The 14,606-nt window shown below is 61.2% G+C and carries 13 protein-coding genes; 10 read left to right on the top strand and 3 right to left on the bottom strand.

Annotation, left to right across the window (positions count from 1 at the left end; translation table 11 throughout):
- Positions 1–41: 41 nt before the first annotated feature.
- From PSH86_RS09095 to PSH86_RS09125, 7 genes are read left to right on the top strand one after another with little or no spacing between them, the layout of a single operon-like run.
- Complete coding sequence (locus tag PSH86_RS09095) at positions 42–1,217, top strand: PrgH/EprH family type III secretion apparatus protein (RefSeq protein WP_305489312.1); 1,176 nt, start codon at positions 42–44, stop codon at positions 1,215–1,217.
- A 7-nt stretch (positions 1,218–1,224) separates the two neighbouring features.
- Positions 1,225–1,488, top strand: coding sequence for a type III secretion system needle filament subunit SctF (sctF, locus tag PSH86_RS09100; protein ID WP_305489314.1), 264 nt, complete (start codon positions 1,225–1,227; stop codon positions 1,486–1,488).
- A 59-nt stretch (positions 1,489–1,547) separates the two neighbouring features.
- On the top strand, positions 1,548–1,856 hold the full coding sequence (gene sctI, locus PSH86_RS09105) for a type III secretion system inner rod subunit SctI (protein ID WP_163854697.1): 309 nt from the start codon (positions 1,548–1,550) through the stop codon (positions 1,854–1,856).
- On the top strand, positions 1,853–2,575 hold the full coding sequence (locus PSH86_RS09110; protein WP_305489317.1) for an EscJ/YscJ/HrcJ family type III secretion inner membrane ring protein: 723 nt from the start codon (positions 1,853–1,855) through the stop codon (positions 2,573–2,575). Before sctI ends, PSH86_RS09110 begins: the two co-directional genes overlap by 4 nt.
- The gene (locus PSH86_RS09115; RefSeq protein WP_305489319.1) at positions 2,562–3,128 is read left to right on the top strand and encodes a secretion system protein; all 567 of its coding nucleotides are present in this window, start codon (positions 2,562–2,564) and stop codon (positions 3,126–3,128) included. The genes PSH86_RS09110 and PSH86_RS09115 overlap by 14 nt, the downstream gene beginning before the upstream one ends.
- The gene (locus PSH86_RS09120) at positions 3,100–3,807 is read left to right on the top strand and encodes an oxygen-regulated invasion protein OrgB (RefSeq protein ID WP_305489321.1); all 708 of its coding nucleotides are present in this window, start codon (positions 3,100–3,102) and stop codon (positions 3,805–3,807) included. The genes PSH86_RS09115 and PSH86_RS09120 overlap by 29 nt, the downstream gene beginning before the upstream one ends.
- The gene (locus tag PSH86_RS09125; RefSeq protein ID WP_305489322.1) at positions 3,797–4,234 is read left to right on the top strand and encodes a hypothetical protein; all 438 of its coding nucleotides are present in this window, start codon (positions 3,797–3,799) and stop codon (positions 4,232–4,234) included. Before PSH86_RS09120 ends, PSH86_RS09125 begins: the two co-directional genes overlap by 11 nt.
- A 97-nt stretch (positions 4,235–4,331) precedes the next feature.
- On the opposite strand, the gene PSH86_RS09130 is transcribed toward PSH86_RS09125, so the two are convergent.
- The gene (locus tag PSH86_RS09130) at positions 4,332–5,732 is read right to left on the bottom strand and encodes a hypothetical protein (RefSeq protein WP_305489324.1); all 1,401 of its coding nucleotides are present in this window, start codon (positions 5,730–5,732) and stop codon (positions 4,332–4,334) included.
- Between the two features lie 326 nt (positions 5,733–6,058).
- Between PSH86_RS09130 and PSH86_RS09135 the strand changes: the two genes are divergently transcribed.
- Complete coding sequence (locus tag PSH86_RS09135) at positions 6,059–7,078, top strand: quinone-dependent dihydroorotate dehydrogenase (RefSeq protein WP_305489326.1); 1,020 nt, start codon at positions 6,059–6,061, stop codon at positions 7,076–7,078.
- A gap of 311 nt (positions 7,079–7,389) precedes the next feature.
- Here the strand turns inward: PSH86_RS09135 and rmf are convergent, their stop codons facing one another.
- Positions 7,390–7,605 carry a ribosome modulation factor gene (gene rmf / locus PSH86_RS09140; protein ID WP_003223300.1) on the bottom strand — a complete coding sequence of 72 codons (216 nt, stop codon included), beginning with the start codon at positions 7,603–7,605 and terminating at the stop codon, positions 7,390–7,392.
- A gap of 530 nt (positions 7,606–8,135) precedes the next feature.
- On the opposite strand from rmf, the gene rlmKL reads away from it, so the two are divergent.
- Together rlmKL and PSH86_RS09150 are read left to right on the top strand one after the other, a co-directional pair.
- Complete coding sequence (gene rlmKL / locus PSH86_RS09145) at positions 8,136–10,406, top strand: bifunctional 23S rRNA (guanine(2069)-N(7))-methyltransferase RlmK/23S rRNA (guanine(2445)-N(2))-methyltransferase RlmL (protein ID WP_163854684.1); 2,271 nt, start codon at positions 8,136–8,138, stop codon at positions 10,404–10,406.
- 143 nt (positions 10,407–10,549) lie between these two features.
- A complete protein-coding gene (locus PSH86_RS09150) occupies positions 10,550–12,934 on the top strand; it encodes a GGDEF domain-containing protein (RefSeq protein WP_305489328.1) in 2,385 nt (794 codons plus the stop codon).
- A 150-nt stretch (positions 12,935–13,084) separates the two neighbouring features.
- Here PSH86_RS09150 and dacB read toward each other — a convergent pair whose 3' ends face one another.
- Complete coding sequence (dacB, locus tag PSH86_RS09155; protein WP_305489330.1) at positions 13,085–14,551, bottom strand: D-alanyl-D-alanine carboxypeptidase/D-alanyl-D-alanine-endopeptidase; 1,467 nt, start codon at positions 14,549–14,551, stop codon at positions 13,085–13,087.
- Positions 14,552–14,606: the final 55 nt, after the last annotated feature.

Here is a 14,606-nt window from a genome sequence, read left to right on the forward strand (position 1 = left end):
TCTACCCTGAGTGCTCATTCGACTGCCCTGGAGTTTGGACGGTGACAGTCCCGACGGCCCCCACCCTAAAGCCCTGCGTCCTGCGGATCCTCAATGGTCCGTTGCAGGGCTGCGAATTTGCGCTAGGCCAAGGCACTACCTTGTTCGTGGTCGGCGCGGTGGAGGTGCTCGGGGACGGCGCGTTGTCGGCCAGTGTTCCGGCGGATGCGATCTTCGTTCCCCTGGAACAAGGTGGATGCAATTTTGAGGTGCTGGCCGATCAGGCCACGCCGGACGGCCTGCCGCTGCGGCTGCTCGGCGATTCAGTGGAAGTGCGTCACTGTGCCTTTCAAGCCCGGGTGCAGATTGGCGGCCTGCACATCGCCTTGCGTCCTGATGACCAGCCTTGGGCGCCGGAGCTTCTCGGCCATGGGCCCGGCGCTTCAGCCAAGCCAACCCATTTCATGAAGGGACGTGTCGCGTTGACGCGATGGATCGCTGGCGGTCTGGCGCTGGTGGCGCTGTTCGTTGCGATTGGCTTTTGGTCAACGCCGGGGCCCGTGCCGGAAACCGATATCCGTGCGCTGATCAATGGCGCCAGTGCCCAGGTTCAGGTGTTGCGCGGTCGTGATCAGTCGGTCTACGTCTTGGTGTCTTCCGAGCGTGATGCCGGTTGGAGTCGCCAGGTGTTGACCCGCCACAACAACCTGGACGGCCAGGTGCTGATGATCGACCAGGAGCGTCGCCGGCTGGAGCAGGTGCTGGTCGACCACGATCCGCAACTGGCCTGGCATTTCCTGGACCTCAAGGACCCGTCGGTGCCGCGACTGCTGCTCAGCACCCAACGCAATTTGCTGACGCCCGGCAAGCAAGCCCAACTGCTCGATACGTTGCTCGCGGCAGCACCTTATGCTCGCGACGTCGTGGTGCAGATGCAGGATGACAGGCTGCTCGCCGATCTCGCCCAGGGCGGTTTGCAGCGTCTTTCGCTGGCCTTCAGCCGGGTCGAACACCAGGACAGCGTAACGTTTGCCGTCGAGGGCAACCTGCAGGACGCCGAGCTGGCCGCCGCTCGCCAGTACGTCGACGATTTTTACCGGCAGTGGGGTGATCGCTATGTGCACTTCGCTGTCGAGCTCAAGGACGACGCGCTCAAGGGCAAGTCGTTCCAAACCGGCCCGCAGGGCTACGTCAAGACGAACGCTTCGTCCTGGCTTTTTCTCCAACACGCAGAGTAGGTGACGAATGGCTGGTATCCCGATCATGTTTCCCGAATTCCCCGATGACTTCCTAGGCGAGCAAGCCGCTGCGTTCGAGCGTGGCGCTCAGGGCCTGAAAGAAGCCCTGGACCAAGCGCTGGATGCCCTCAAGCTCGATGCCTCGGACCCCGGAAAACTGGCGGCCTACCAGACCGCATTTTCCTCCTACACCGTGTTCCGCAATGCCCAGACCAACACGATCAAGGGCTTCAAGGACATCGACATGGCGATCATCCAGGCGGCTCGCTGAGGCCTTTTCGTTCACCTGGCCGTTGTTCATGACGATGGCCATTTTCATGAGTGCGTCGTATGTCCATCGAACCTGTTTCCCCATCGGTTGTTGCGCGGTCAGCCCTCGTTGAATTGCGCGGCCCGCACGAAGGCCCGATCGTTTCACTGGAATCGCGATTGATCGGATTGTTTGCCAGTTCCGCCGTCAACAGCGAGCAAGAGGTCTCGGCCATCAATCAGTTGATGCAGCGTACGGATATCACCCACCCTGAAGTACTGACTCGCTTGCAGGAGCTGACCGGGCAGTACAACGTGGAGATCAATCTGCTCAACGTGCTGGTGCGCAAAGGGGTGGGTACGGCAGAAACCTTGTTGCGTGCGTCATGAAGCCAGGTCTGTTGTTGCTGTTGTTGTGCCTGGTGCTGGCGGGGTGTCGCCAGCCGAGTCTGCTGGAAGGGCTGGATCAGCAACAGGCCAACGAGGTGTTGTCGGTGTTGCAACGCAACAACATCGCGGCGATGAAAGTCGACGGCGGCAAAGCCGGTTATACGGTGAAAGTCGATCAACTGGATTTCTCCGCCGCGGTCGATCTGCTCAACCTCTATTCGTTGCCGTCCCGGCCACGCCTGCAAGTGGCCGAGATGTTTCCGTCCGACTCCCTGGTGGCTTCGCCCCGCGCCGAAAAGGCTCGGTTGTATTCGGCGTTGAAGCAGCGCATCGAACAGTCCTTGGGGGTGCTCGAAGGCGTGGTTTCCGCCCGGGTACATGTCAGTTACGACCTGGACGCCGGCGAGGGCGGACGCAAGCCGGCGCCTATCCATCTTTCGGCGCTGGTGCTGCATGAGCGCGATATCGAAGCGCAATTGCTGATCACCGACATCAAGCGTTTCCTCAAGAACAGTTTTGCGGCGGTGGAGTACGAGAACATCTCGGTGGTGCTGTCCAAGCGTTCGCCGACCCAGCATGTCGCGCCGTCGGTGGCCGCACCGAAGGGGCAATCACGCTGGCCTTGGTTGTTCGCCGTGATCGGCGGCGTGTTGCTGGCCGGTGGCGCAGCCTGGGCCTACCGCCAGTCAAACCCAGGGCGGCGCGATGTCGGACCTTGAGCGCCTGCGGCAGATCCTCGCCGAGCCCCTGGCTTATCTGCACCCCCAGCGTCTGGTGATACCGGCGGGATTCGAGGAGGCCGAGGCACGAAGGCTGCTCAATCGCATCGTGCTCGAGGGGCTGGAACTGCAAGGGCCGTGGCCGTCGACGCCGCTGACCGGTGTGGTGCGGCAATGGGTTCGCCATTGGCACCGATTGCCCTATATCGCCTCGCTGATGGGCGCCTATCGCTTGATGCCCGATCTGGCGCGCGGTGCGGCGTTGCGCTGCCTGCCGGTGTCGGTTCGGCGCTTCGCCGGCTACCGCCTCGGCGCGCGAAGCGGCCTGCCAATCAAGTGCTCGCTCGTGGCCATGGAGCAGGTCGAAGCCGCCGGCCTCAATGCGTTATGGAGTTGGCACGGGCAAGTCCCGTCGATGTTGCTTGAGCGCCTGGCCTTGCAATTCTCCGAACCGGTGGTTCGTTTGCACCGGCAATGGCCAGTCTTGAAACCTGATCCCACGCTTTTCTTTTTGGCGGTGCAGCATGCTCGACTCCATCCGATCCCTGACTGACCTGCCGGTTTCCAAGGACGCGCGCCTGCCCCGCGAGGACATCGCTGCCGCCCGTCGCCGTCAGGCCTTGCAACACGAGGCCCAGCGCCGGGCGCGCGAGTGTGTCGAGCTGGCCCAGCGCGAGGCCGAAGCGGTTCATGGGCAGGCATTTCAACAAGGTTACGCCGAGGGCATCCTGCGGGCGACCGGGCATCTGGCCGACGGCCTGCTGAAGGCACAAACCTTGGCGCTGCAATTGCGCAACGAACTCGCCCGAGCTGCGGATGATGTGCTCGCCCAGGCCTTGAGCCGCCCACAATGGTTGGACGAAATGCTTGAACGCTGGCTGGCCGCGCAAGTGAGTGATTCAGAGGCGGTGCTGCACGTATTGCTGCCGCTGCATTGTCGCCCGCGTGGCGATGAACTGCGCGCCAGCTTGCGCGAGCGTTGGGCTGGCGAGCTGATTGTCGAATATCACCGGCAAGACCGCTATGTGTTGCGGCTGGGGGATCAACTGCTGGAATTCGATGTTGAAACGACCCGGCAACGGCTGACGCCAAGGCTGTTGGCGAGCATCGCTGATTTGCCGGAGTCGGTCCGTGTCCTGGACCAGGCTTCGCAGCAGACGTTGAAGGATCTGTGCTTGAGCTTCGTCGACACCCCGCATACCACCTCTGGAGAAGTCCACCATGAAGATTGAATCCATGAGCGTTTCCAGCCCTGTTGAGCACGGCGCCAGAGCATCGGTCGAGACGCTGGAGTCTAGGTTGCTGGCCGCCCGCCAGGAAGCGTCTGGCAGCAAGCGTCCGGACCCTGAGTTCGAGCATTTGTATCAATTGTTGCTGGCCATGGAAGGGCAAGGCGAGAAGGCGATTCACGAGTTTCTCCGCACCCTGCGGGGAGCGGACGGAGCAACCGCTGCATACCCCACCGCCAAGGCGTTGAAGGCGATCACGCAACAGGTTCTGTATCGATTGAAGGAGGAGGGGCTGGGAAAGTCGCAGCTCTACAAGGAAGTCGTCGGGGCCAATGGCCTGGCGTTCGCCATGGAAGTATTTGTCTTGGGCGTGATGCGCGATGTGATGCAGCCAATGGGGGATGACGCTTGGGAGAAGAGTGAGTGGTGAGGTAGGGCAGCACGCTGCCGGCCAATCGAGCGCAACAGAGACTGATTGCTTGTGGCGAGAGAGCAAGCTTTCTCGCCACGGTGAGTGTGCATTCAGGTCAGGAATTGGATGCTGGGCTGGTGCGCTCATTGATGTAGGTCGTGCCGGGACGGACAGCTAACACGACGATGGCGACCACTACATTGACCATATGGTCGACCATTTCCTTGGGAATGGGCAGGCTCGAAAAGAATCGGGATGCGGCGATGACGATGCCCGTGATGATCTGGCCTATGGAGGTTCGTATCGCATTGGTGGACAGCAGTTGATTGCCCGCCTGCTCGGCAGTGGGCATTCGTACCGAGAAAGGGTTGACCCGAAAACCTTTTTCAGAAGCATTTTCTTGCAGGGCCTGCATCGCTTCGCCCATGAGTATTTGGCCGAAGACGTCGGCTCCGGCGTTGTAGACGCCCCGCAATACATCGTCTCCCAGTATCGGGCTCAGGGACTCCACAATGTGCTCGGCCCGGGCCTTGATCGGCTGGTTTGCATCGAGCGGGGTATGGGTCTGTTGTTCTACCCAGGTCGACAGTTGAAAGGCAAAGCTTTCCGCCTCGGAGGGTGGGGGCTTGCTGCCCTGCGCCATCACATACCCGGGACCTGAGTGTGGTGCGGTGTAGTTCATGCAGGTGAAGGACAGGAACTGGAGCACTCCGTTCAGCGCGCCAGCGGCCGCCGTACCGCCAGGGTTGGGTTTTGCATTGTCGCCCGTGGGGAAGAACAGGCTCACCAGGTCCTGGGCAAACGTGTAGAACGCCATTTGCGAGCCGAAGGAGGCCAAGGCCGGCAGCGCGGTTGGAACGGTTACGGCGGCTGTCAGGGCGAGGGCCGATACTGTGAGGGTGATGAGGCGAGCCATGCGTGTTTCGGCATTCGCGGTTCCATTGCACTCGTCCCTGATGGCGCCGAGGATATTCAGCAGTGGTCCGATGCACTGGGCAACCGCGCCGATCACACTGCGTGTCAGTGGCGAGGCCGCATTGGATTGGAGGGTTTTTTCCAGGGCGAACCCGACCAGTTGCCTGATCACTGTGAGGGTGCCGGTGACCAGGCCGGTGCGCAGGCCGGAAATCGTCAGGTTGCTGGCCCAGCGGCCGAGGTCGCCTTCGAATTCGTTGTTGACCAATTTGCCCAGTTGCTCGCCGAGGTATTCCAGGATGATTTGGCCACGTTGTATGAACGAGTCGGAATCTGACGAATGACTTGAGTTTTCGAACAGCGCCAGATTGGGAATTTCCAGAGCGATATAGTCGGTGAGCGCTGGGTCGTCAGAGTCGTCAGAGTCGCCGTCTAGCTGTACTGCGATGGCGTCGATGAATCGCTGGGTAGGGTTGTCGGCTTTACTTCTTTGCTCAGAGATGAGCGCATTGAACGCCTCGTCGACGCTCATCAGCCCAAACTTCACCTGTTCCGCTGAAAGCGAGCTCCTCTGCTCGGCAGGGATGATTTCATCGAGCATTTCGATAACGGTGTGGGCTGGGCGCTCTTTGCTATCAAGGGGGGCCGATGTGGATTCATTTGGAGTGGATCGAGTGATAGGTGAACCTGAGGACGAGATATGCATTGTTGATCCTGCGTGACGAATGGCTACTGGGCTGCTGTCGTTGCAGCTGCATCGCTCTTTTGCAGGCTTTTGGCGCTTGCAGCTATCAAATAACGCTCCAAGGTAAAGGCTCGCGACGCGCCGGCCCAAGGATGGAACCCGGAATCAAAGCGGTTCTCGCCGCTAGCGCTCCTGCTCGGTATAATCCCGTCACTTTTTATTACCCTGAGTCAAACCCACCCATGTACACCCTGGCCCGTGAGCTGCTGTTCAAACTTTCCCCGGAAACCTCCCACGATCTGTCCCTGGACCTGATCGGCGCGGGCGGACGTTTGGGCCTCAACGGTTTGCTGTGCAAGGCCCCGGCGAAATTGCCGGTGACGGTCATGGGCCTGGAGTTTCCCAACCCGGTCGGGTTGGCGGCGGGCCTGGACAAGAATGGCGCGGCCATCGACGGTTTCGCCCAGTTGGGTTTCGGTTTCGTCGAAATCGGCACCGTCACCCCACGCCCGCAGCCGGGCAACCCCAAGCCACGGCTTTTCCGCCTGCCGCAAGCCGAGGCGATCATCAACCGCATGGGCTTCAACAACCTGGGCGTCGACCATTTGCTGGCCCGCGTAGCGGCGGCCAAGTACAAAGGCGTGCTGGGCATCAACATCGGCAAGAATTTCGACACCCCGGTGGAGCGTGCCGTCGACGACTATCTGATCTGCCTGGACAAGGTCTACGCCCATGCCAGCTATGTGACGGTCAACGTCAGCTCGCCGAACACTCCGGGCCTGCGCAGCCTGCAATTCGGTGATTCCCTCAAGCAATTGCTGGCTGACCTGGCCCAGCGGCGCGCGGAACTGGCATTGACCCACGGCCGGCATGTGCCACTGGCGATCAAGATCGCTCCAGACATGACCGACGAAGAGACCATTCAGGTGGCCCAGGCCCTGATCGAGACGGGCATGGACGCGGTGATTGCCACCAACACGACCCTGGGTCGCGAAGGTGTCGAAGGGCTGGAGCACGGTGACGAGGCGGGCGGTTTGTCCGGTGCGCCGGTGCGTGACAAGAGCACCCACACCGTGAAAGTGCTGGCTGGTGAGTTGGCGGGGCGTTTGCCGATCATTGCGGCGGGAGGCATCACCGAGGGCCGGCATGCCGCCGAGAAAATCACCGCCGGGGCGAGCCTGGTGCAGATTTATTCGGGTTTTATCTACAAAGGGCCGGCGCTGATTCGTGAATCAGTGGATGCGATTGCGGCGTTGCGTTGATTCAGGCGCGCTCGGCTCTATTGTGGCGAGCAGGTTTTTTTGTGGGAGCAAAGCTTGCTCGCGATACGGGCACCTCGGTTCCAGATAGACCGTGTCGTCTTCATCGCGGGCAAGCCTTGCTCCCACAGAAGGTGGGGCTCGCCCACAAGAGTGTTTGCAGTCCAGGTATTCACAGTGTTCAGAAAACCCAGGCATTAAAAAGGGCTCCTCGAAGGAGCCCCCTGGGCCGTAGCCCGCCGTCCGGATGGGACGTGCGTGGTTAAATCGATATGGGTGTCAAATTGTCGAGTTCTTGAGTATTAAGCCCTGTGTCAGCCGACGGCGTGAAGTTCGTTGAGTCTATGGATACCCGCAGTGCCGGTCATACCGTCCCAATTGTCGCCGCGTCCTTCTCGCCAGCCATTGATCCAGGCTTGACGTACCGACGGTAGAGTAAAGGGGCAAAGCTCACGGGATTTACCACCAACGCCATATTGGTAACCACGTAAAAATGCTCTTTCCAACGGATCACGCTTAAGTCTTCTCATAGGGTGTTTCCCTCACTTGTTGACTGTTGCTTCGCGTCGACCTCTATCGAGGCCGGGGCAGAATCATTCTGCCGTTGGTGGCTCGTTGCCGGCGTGACGAGCCAAGGTGTTGGCGCCGTTGCGACGTCAACCTGTGTTGAGTTCTAACCAAAGCGTCACATGGATGGAATGATCGTTTTGTCATAAGCACGTAACAATAAAGATGTTAGGGCGATAAGTAACTTGATGTTCGTTGACCGCTTTTGAGCAAGACCCCTGTATGATCGGCCCTGCGCCAAAGGGGCAGTCTTCCTTCGAATGAGAATGTCCCCCTGTTGCACTCAGGTACTATTCGACGAAAGGGTCGAGTTTTCACAATTTGTTGCACAGAATTTTTTATCTGCCTTCGCATCCAAGCTCTTCTAACCTGAGCGGCGAGGGCGGGACGGCACACTCTCGTGCCACGCGGGTGCTCTTGAGAAAAGCACCTGATTGAACCCGACCCGGCAATGCGTTGCCCGGTCCACTTAGCCAAAGGCTCTGGAAATCCCATGTCCGATCGTTTCGAACTCTTCCTCACTTGCCCCAAGGGCCTCGAAGGCCTGCTCATCGAGGAAGCCGTCGGGCTTGGCCTTGAAGAGGCGCGCGAGCACACCTCCGCCGTGCGCGGCATGGCCGACATGGAAACGGCCTATCGCCTGTGCCTGTGGTCGCGCCTGGCCAACCGCGTGTTACTGGTACTCAAGCGTTTCCCGATGAAGGACGCCGAAGACCTGTACCACGGCGTGCTGGACGTCGACTGGCAAGACCACATGCTCGCTGATGGCACCTTGGCGGTGGAGTTCAGCGGCCACGGCTCGGGCATCGACAACACCCACTTCGGCGCCTTGAAAGTCAAGGATGCCATCGTCGACAAGCTGCGCACCCCGACAGGCGAGCGACCGTCCATCGACAAGCTCAACCCGGACCTGCGCATCCACCTGCGCCTGGACCGTGGCGAAGCGATCCTCTCCCTGGATCTTTCTGGCCACAGCCTGCACCAGCGCGGCTATCGTTTGCAGCAGGGCGCTGCGCCGCTGAAGGAAAACCTCGCCGCCGCGATCCTGATCCGCGCCGGTTGGCCGCGTATTGCCGCTGAAGGCGGGGCGCTGGCCGACCCGATGTGCGGTGTCGGCACGTTCCTGGTGGAGGCCGGGATGATCGCCGCCGACATGGCGCCGAACCTGCGCCGCCAGCAGTGGGGCTTCACCGCCTGGCTCGGCCACGTGCCGGCGCTGTGGAAGAAGCTCCACGAAGAGGCGACCGCCCGCGCCGCCGCCGGGCTGGCCAAGCCGCCGTTGTGGATTCGCGGCTACGAAGCCGACCCACGGCTAATCCAGCCGGGCCGCAACAACGTCGAGCGGGCAGGCTTGAGCGAGTGGATCAAGATCTATCAAGGCGAAGTCGCCACCTTTGAACCCCGTCCGGACCAGAACCAGAAGGGCCTGGTGATCTGCAACCCTCCGTACGGTGAGCGTCTGGGCGATGAAGCCAGCCTGCTTTACCTCTACCAGAACTTGGGCGAACGCCTGCGCCAGGCCTGCCTGAATTGGGAGGCGGCGGTGTTTACTGGTGCGCCGGACCTGGGCAAGCGCATGGGCATTCGCAGCCACAAGCAGTATTCGTTCTGGAACGGGGCCTTGCCGTGCAAGTTACTGCTGATCAAGGTGTTGCCGGATCAGTTCGTCACCGGCGAGCGCCGTAGCCCGGAACAGCGTCAGGCCGAGCGTGAGCAGGCCGCCTACGATCAAACCCCGGAAGTGCCGCAAGAGCGCCAGTACAACAAGAACGGCAACCCGATCAAACCGGCCCCGTCGCCAGCCCCTGTGGTCGAGCAGGCGCGGTTGAGCGAAGGCGGGCAGATGTTCGCCAATCGCCTGCAAAAAAACCTCAAGTCGCTGAGTAAGTGGGCCAAGCGTGAAGGCGTTGAGTGCTACCGGGTCTACGATGCCGACATGCCGGAATACTCCATGGCCATTGACCTGTACCACGACTGGGTGCACGTTCAGGAGTACGTTGCGCCAAAGTCCATCGACCCGGAAAAAGCCTCGGCCCGTTTGTTCGACGCCCTGGCGGCCATTCCCCAGGCACTGAACATCGACAAGAGCCGCGTGGTGATCAAGCGCCGCGAGCGTCAGAGCGGCACCAAGCAGTACGAGCGCCAGAGCGCCCAGGGCAAGTTCACCGAGGTCAACGAAGGCGGGGTGAAGCTGCTGGTCAACCTCACCGACTACCTGGACACTGGCCTGTTCCTCGACCACCGGCCAATGCGCCTACGGATCCAGAAGGAAGCGGCTGGCAAGCGTTTCCTCAACCTGTTCTGTTACACCGCGACCGCAAGCGTCCACGCTGCCAAGGGTGGTGCCCGGAGCACCACCAGTGTCGACTTGTCGAAAACTTATCTGGATTGGGCGCGACGCAACCTGTCGCTCAATGGTTTTTCCGACAAGAACCGTCTGGAACAGGGCGATGTGATGGCCTGGCTTGAAGCCAGCCGTGATGAGTACGACCTGATTTTCATCGATCCGCCGACCTTCTCCAATTCCAAGCGCATGGAGGGAGTGTTCGACGTGCAGCGCGATCATGTCCAGTTGCTGGACCTGGCCATGGCGCGCCTGGCACCGGGCGGTGTGCTGTACTTCTCCAACAACTTCCGCAAGTTCCAGCTCGAAGATAACCTCGGCGAGCGTTATGCGGTGGAAGAGATCACAGCCAAGACCATTGATCCGGATTTTGCACGCAACGGTAAGATCCACCGTGCCTGGAAGATCATGTCTCGTTGACTCGTAGCTGATTGGATCCATGAAGCCTTGTATTTCAAGGCTTCTGGCCTCATTTGGGGACTGGTCAAAGTAATGGCTAATAGCTATAACTTAGGCTGTGTCCAGGGCTGTGCCTATGCCTGGCTCCTTTCTGAGTTGTATTTATGGCATTGCATCAGGTGCGCCCCAGGATACTGGGCTTTATCAGCGAAGATGTGTCGGCCTGGCTGGTGGCTTCGTTGGTCCTGCTGGCCGGTACGGTCCTGACCGGCTTGCTGACCTGGGCGATGATGAACCTGTTCAATCAGCAATTGCGCCAGCGCTTCGAGCTGCAAGCAGAGGAGCGTTTCAGCCGCATCGAGGAACATTTCCAGGACGAGGAGTTACTCCTCGACAGCCTGGGACGCTTCTTTGCCAACTCCGAAGATGTCTCCGACAGCGAATTCCATGGTTACGCCGACGCACTGTTGCGCCGTACCCGGGCCTTCGCCTGGGCACCCAGGGTGCTACGCGACGAACGGCAAGCGTTCGAACAGCAGGCGCGGGCCGAAGTGGCCAGCCAATTTGCGATCCGCGAGGCGGATGACAACGGTGGCTTGCGGCAGGCCGCCGAGCGGGACGAATACGCACCGGTGCTCTACATCCACAATCGGACTCCCTACGGGGCACCACTGGGCCTGGATCTGCTTTCCGAACCCTTGCGCCGTGCCACCCTCGAACGTGCCCGTCAGCGTGGCGGGCTGGTGGTCTCGCAACCCGTGGACCTGATGGGCGCCGACCCGGTGTTTACCCGCGGAGTACTGCTGGTTGCGCCGGTTATCCGGGAATCGGCCAGCGAACCGTTCGGATACGTGGTGGCGGCCATCAGCATGCGGCAACTGGTAGGTGACGGACTGCCAGCGTCCGGTCACGACAATCTGTCGATGCGGATCATGGACCTGTCTATCGAAAACGCGGAAGAGGCGCTGTTCGAGTCCCACAACCCTGTGGGCCGTAGTGATTTGTCGGCGACCCGTCTATTGCGCTTGGCCGATCGCGACTACCGGGTGGAGTTGCGTCCCAGCCGGGTGTTCCTGTCGACCAATCATTCGTCGGTCACCAGCATGGTGATACTCGGCGGCTTGCTCAGTCTGCTGCTCAGCGCCTTGCTTTATGTGCTGGTCAGCCAGCGGCAAAGAGCCTTGAAACTGGTGGAGCAACGCACCCTTGAGTTGCGCGCCCGGGAGCAGGAGTTGCGCGGTACCCACGGCCAATTGCGTGGTGTGCTGGATGCCGCGACCCAGGTCGCGATCATCGCCACTGACCTGCGCGGTGTCATTACCACCTTCAATGCTGGCGCCGAACAGATGCTCGGCTACCAGAGCTGTGAGGTCCTGCAAAGCATGACTCTGGAAGGCCTGCATGTACCGCGCGAACTCCAGGCCCGCGCCGCGCAACTCGGCGCGCGCTTTGGCAAACCGATTCCCACGTGTCATGCGATGCTGCTCGAGGGCGGCGAGCAGGGCGGACAACAGGCGCGGGAGTGGACCCTGGTGCGCCGCGATGGCAGCCACCTGACCGTGAACATGCTCGCCACTCCGATGCTCGATGACCAGGGGCTGTGGGTCGGGCACCTGGCAATCTGTATTGACATCACCGAACGCAAGCGTGTCCACGAAGCATTAGCCGCCCGAGACCTGTTGTTGAAAAAGCTCAGCGCCCATGTGCCCGGAGGCATCTACCAGTTCAAAATGGATTTCAACGGCCGTTTCAGTGTGATCTATGCCAGCGACGGCATTCGCGACATCTATGAATTGGAGCCCGATGTGCTGGTGCAGAACGCCGAGGCGATCTTCTCGCGCATCCACCCACTGGACAGCACGCGTGTTCGCGCTTCGATCCGTTCTTCGGCTCACACCTTGAGCCCGTGGCGGGAAGAGTATCGGGTGCAGTTGCCCTTGCGCGGCCTGCGCTGGGTGCGCGGCGAGGCCACGCCCGAGGAACTGCCCGGCGGCGGGGTGTTGTGGCACGGCTATATCTCGGATATTTCCGATCTCAAGCGGGTGGAGGAAGAGCTGCGAGCCTTGTCCGTGACCGACGCCTTGACCGGCATCCGCAACCGCCGCTATTTCCAGGAACGCCTGACCTCGGAGATGGCCCGAGTCGAACGCGGTTCCGGGGGGCTGGCGGTGATCATGCTCGACATCGATCACTTCAAGCGCATCAACGACCAGCATGGCCACGCGGTGGGCGACCGGGTGCTGCAGGTGGTCTGCCAGCGCGTCGCCCAACGGTTGCGTCGCACCGATGTGTTCTGCCGGCTGGGTGGCGAAGAGTTCGTAGTGCTGTGCCCGGACACCGACAGCGACAGTGCCTATTCCCTGGCGCTGGGGCTGTGGGAAGGCTTGCGGGCAGCGCCCATCGAGGATGTGGGTTTTGTCACCGCCAGCTTCGGTATCGCCACCTGGCGCGCCGGGGAGGGCGCCGATGCGTTGCTGCTAAGGGCTGACTCTGGCGTTTATGCAGCCAAGCAGGCCGGGCGGGATCGGGTCGAAGTGCAGTTGGGTTAGCCCCGATTGATCTTCTGCGGGCACAAGTGCGTGTATGACACAGATTCCCTATGGGAGCGAGCCTGCTCGCGATAGCGGTGTGTCATTGAACATCGATGTTCGCTGACCGACCGAATCGCGAGAAGGCTCCCACATTGGGTTTGTGCCGGGTCAGAGCACCGAAGCCGTCTGCGGCAGTTTCGGCTGGCGGTACAGGTCCAGCAGCACTTGGTCCAGTACCGAAGATGCGCCCCAAGGCTTCGGATCGTTGAGAATCGCTACCACCGCCCAGGTATTGCCGTTGATGTCGCGGCTGTAGCCGGCGATGGCGCGGACAGTGTTCAGGGTACCGGTCTTGACGTGGGCTTCACCGGCCATGGCAGTGGTCTTGAGGCGTTTACGCATGGTGCCGTCGGTGCCGGCAATCGGCATCGAACTGATGAACTCCGCCGAGTACGGGCTGCGCCAGGCGGCTTGCAGCATGGCGGCCATTTCCCGGGCACTGACCCGTTCGGCGCGGGACAGCCCGGAGCCATTCTCCATCACCAGGTGTGGCGCGGTGATGCCTTTCTTCGCCAACCACTGGCGCACCACCCGTTGCGCCGCCTTTGCGTCGTCACCGTCGGCTTCGTTGCGGAACTGCGCGCCCAGGCTCAGGAACAGCTGCTGGGCCATGGTGTTGTTACTGTATTTGTTGATGTCGCGGATGATCTCCGCCAGGTCCGGGGAGAACGCCCGGGCCAGCACCTTGGCGTTGCTTGGGGTCGCGGCCAGGCGGTCCTGGCCCTGGATGCTGCCGCCCAGTTCCTTCCAGATCGCCCGCACCGCACCGGCGGTGTAGGTGGCGTGGTCCAGCAGCGACAGATAAGTCTGCGAGCTGCAACCGTCGCCGAGCTGGCCGCCGACAGTCACCGTCACGCTGCCATCCGGCTGCGCCACCGGGTTGTAGCGCACGCCGCCGGCGCATTGCTTGGAGTTGACGGCCTTGACCTGGTTTTCGATGCGAATGCTGGCAATCGGTGGCTCCACCGACACCAGCACCCGGCCGCCGTCATTGCGGGCGACGAAGCGCAGGGCCTTGAGGTTGACCAGCAGCGAGTCGGGCTTGACCAGGAACGGTTTGTTTTCGTCGTTGCCGTCGTCGTTGAACTCGGGCAGTTGCGGCTGGATGAAGAAGCCGCGATCGAGCACCAGGTCGCCGGTGACTTGCTGCACGCCGTTGGCCCGCAGGTCGCGCATCAGCAGCCAGAGTTTTTCCATGTTCAGCTTGGGGTCGCCGCCGCCCTTGAGGTACAGGTTGCCGTTGAGAATCCCGCCGCTGAGGGTGCCGTCGGTGTAGAACTCGGTTTTCCACTGGTGATTGGGACCGAGCATTTCCAGGGCCGCGTAGGTGGTCACCAGTTTCATGGTGGACGCCGGGTTCACCGAAACGTCGGCGTTGTACAGGGTCGGGGTACCGGGGCCGTTGAGCGGGATCATTACCAGGGACAGGGCGTCATCCTGCAGCTTGCTGGCCTTGAGGGCCTTTTGCACGTTGGGCGACAGGGCGGTGTTGATGGTGGCGGCGCTGGTGGTGACAGGCAGGGCCAGGGGAAGAAGAAGGCTGGCCAGAAGCAGTGGACGCAAAGATTTGATCATTTGAAATAAAACCCTACGGGCGAGGGGGAAAAGACGAGGACATGAAAATGAACGT

Origin of the sequence: Pseudomonas sp. FP2300 (assembly GCF_030687595.1) — a bacterium.
In the GTDB taxonomy this organism is placed as follows: Bacteria; Pseudomonadota; Gammaproteobacteria; order Pseudomonadales; family Pseudomonadaceae; genus Aquipseudomonas; species Aquipseudomonas bijieensis.